Raw genomic sequence first — 2,675 nt, 5'->3', positions numbered from 1 at the left:
GGTAACTTAATACACCAGTATGGTCTCTATTAATTGTAGAAGTTCTCGCTTTTGTCGTTCATTCTCTACCTCCTCAGTGGTTCGTTGAATCAAGTCTTGAGCAAATGCAATCGCAGAATCTTCCTCGGTGACAATTAGCTGTACTGTGGCGATACCCACCGATGGTGCAGAGGTCTCGACTAATTCATCGAGATAAATCCGAGATACCCTTGGAGAATCCAGTAATTCTCGATACCTAACAGTAGCTCCTTTATCCACATTGCGGCTAGGGTAAATCACCACACCACGCCAATCATTGCTGAGTTCGGTTTTGTCTAAGTACAGAAAAATTTCACTAAAGAAGCGGGAGTAAAATTGAGAGTCCCTCTGAAATTGGACTTCTACAAAATAAATTGGTTGTTGGGCTGTGGTGATTGTGGGCAGGAATACCCCATCAATTCTTGCATGCTAGTTGTTTGACTTCTACAGAAGCGAATTGATAAGCTTGTGCTTCTGTAGGGGAATGGTTAATTAATTCAAAAAAGATGCTGGGGAACGATTGAAACAGGCGATAGAATATGGTATCGGTTTTCACATTTAGGTCATTACTTAACTATACCTATAGCTATAGTAATCGGTAATCGGTAATCGGTAATCAAAAAATTCTATATCTCACCCCATTAACAATTGCTATCTATGGAAACTCAATCTGATTCAAACCTAACTGATTCAAATCTAACTGAAATCCCTTCTGGAGAAACCTGGAACTATGAAGCGACGGTGGCTAAAGTGGAAACTATCATTAGGAAAATAGAAACGGGAGAACTAGAATTAGCAGACGTGTTTGATCAGTTCTCCGTTGCCGTTCAATATCTCCATCAATGTGAAGATTTTCTGGATCAGCGACAGCAACAGATGGATTTGTTAATTGAGACGCTGAGTGATGATTCAGATTTTTAAGAGTAATTATCCCGTCAGCGGTCAGCCTTTAGCTGTCAGCTTGTGAATAAAACCGGTAAGCATTGCTTTAAGAGTCACAGGCTAGAAGCCTGTGCCACGGAAAGCTATCAGCAATCAGCCGTCAACTTTTGAATAAAACCGGTAAGCATTGGTTTAATAGTCACAGGCTAGTCACAGTCACAGGCTAGTCACAGTCACAGGCTAGAAGCCTGTGCCACAAAGCTGTTCGCGTAGCGTGGCCATTCGCGTAGCGTGGCCAACGGCCAAGGCCTTCCGCTAACCGCTGTTCGCGTAGCGTGGCCATTCGCGTAGCGTGGCCAACGGCCAAGGCCTTCCGCTGACTGCTTATATCACCCCATTCCTTGAATACCAACATGTCCAGCAAAGGCATACCAATCTTCACTAAAGCCCTTGAATTCTAGATCTTTGAGGGTAAATTTTACATGATTCTCCTCCAGGGTAAACTTAATGGTATTATCAGCACTAGGTTGATCGGCAACAATCACCAAATCAGTGCCTGCTGGAATTTCCTGCTTTGATGCTTCATTCAACATATTAGATTGAATAGGAGCTCGCTTAATTACGGTATCTTGATTAAATAAAAGGTTAAGTAAAACCGGTTGATTGACTAAGGTATTCTGATAAATAGGAATATTTAAAGCAGTCTGATCCTGTTGTTTAGAGACTACATTACTAACGGTTTCTACCGGTTGAATACTCTCCATCATAATGGCTACATGGTCTTCAAAGGCATACCAATCACCACTGAAACCTTTAAACGCAATATCTTTTAAACCAAGTTTAAGGTGATTGCCAGATTCCTGACCATAATAGCGAAGTACTAAGATAGTACCTGCTGGTATCATCTGACGTTTATTATCAGGCAATTGGGATGATTGAATCGGCTCTTGCTTGAGATAGCTATCTTGTTTAAACAGAATTCTTAATACATTTGCCATGACATGATACCGGTTTTTAATTGGATAAGGTAAAAATTTTTTAGAATTGAGAATGTAGAATTAAGAAGGTAGAATTAAGAATGTAGAATTAAGAATGTAGAATTGAGAATGTAGAATTAAGAATGTAGAATTAAGAATGTAGAATTAACCATTCTGCTTTCTGCCTTAACCATTCTGCCTTCACCATTCTTCATGCTCCATTATATATGAATTCTAAATTATCCATTATATATAAATTCTAAATTATCCATTCATCATTCACTATTCTGCATTATAAATTCTAAATTCTGCATTCACTATTCTTCATTCTAAATTCTCCATTCTTCATTCTAAATTCTCCATTCTTCATTCTAAATTCTCCATTCTTCATTCTACATTCTCCATTCTTCATTCTTCATTCAACTAATACTACCCCGTTTACGAGCCTCCTTATAGGATATTCCCACATTTTTGACACCTGCCCGAATCATTTGTTGTTCAAGCAAAGCAAAGAAGCGATTCCGGTCACCGGCCTTAATCACGGCCTGATTATGAGCTTCAGACACAGCAATGGGATAACCATAGCCTTTATAGACCTGGCCGAGCATTAAACTCAAGGCTTGATTGAGCAATGCCGAATTCTGGGCTACCCATTCTGGCATCTCGATCCGAGCAATTTCTGTACCCACATGGACATAACAGAAATAGATCCGGTGATGGTCGTATAAATCCAGAATCCGTGCCGAACTCTTAAATAGAGGGCTACGCTGTCCTGGTTGCAAGAAACTTGCCCAGAGA

Annotated in this window: 4 protein-coding genes and 1 pseudogene; 1 reads left to right on the top strand and 4 read right to left on the bottom strand. The window is 40.1% G+C overall.

The window, feature by feature from the left end; all coding sequences use genetic code 11:
• Nucleotides 1-9 precede the first annotated feature (9 nt).
• Nucleotides 10-574, bottom strand: a pseudogene (locus F6K20_RS33215) (Rpn family recombination-promoting nuclease/putative transposase); the annotation flags it as partial.
• Nucleotides 575-675: 101 nt separating this feature from the next.
• On the opposite strand from F6K20_RS33215, the gene xseB reads away from it, so the two are divergent.
• The gene (gene xseB, locus F6K20_RS33205) at nt 676-939 is read left to right on the top strand and encodes an exodeoxyribonuclease VII small subunit (RefSeq protein ID WP_287297609.1); all 264 of its coding nucleotides are present in this window, start codon (nt 676-678) and stop codon (nt 937-939) included.
• A gap of 184 nt (nt 940-1,123) precedes the next feature.
• Here the strand turns inward: xseB and F6K20_RS33200 are convergent, their stop codons facing one another.
• The 3 genes from F6K20_RS33200 to F6K20_RS33190 all read right to left on the bottom strand — a co-directional run.
• The gene (locus F6K20_RS33200) at nt 1,124-1,267 is read right to left on the bottom strand and encodes a hypothetical protein (RefSeq protein ID WP_287297607.1); all 144 of its coding nucleotides are present in this window, start codon (nt 1,265-1,267) and stop codon (nt 1,124-1,126) included.
• 22 nt (nt 1,268-1,289) lie between these two features.
• The gene (locus F6K20_RS33195; protein ID WP_287297605.1) at nt 1,290-1,898 is read right to left on the bottom strand and encodes a hypothetical protein; all 609 of its coding nucleotides are present in this window, start codon (nt 1,896-1,898) and stop codon (nt 1,290-1,292) included.
• Between the two features lie 398 nt (nt 1,899-2,296).
• The coding region (locus tag F6K20_RS33190) for a DNA double-strand break repair nuclease NurA (RefSeq protein ID WP_287297603.1) at nt 2,297-2,675 on the bottom strand (379 nt) is incomplete at its 5' end.

Source organism: Moorena sp. SIO2C4, assembly GCF_010672485.1.
GTDB lineage: Bacteria > Cyanobacteriota > Cyanobacteriia > Cyanobacteriales > Coleofasciculaceae > Moorena > Moorena producens.
The sequence above is the reverse complement of the archived record's forward strand: the minus strand, read 5'-3'. Positions and strand labels throughout refer to the sequence as shown.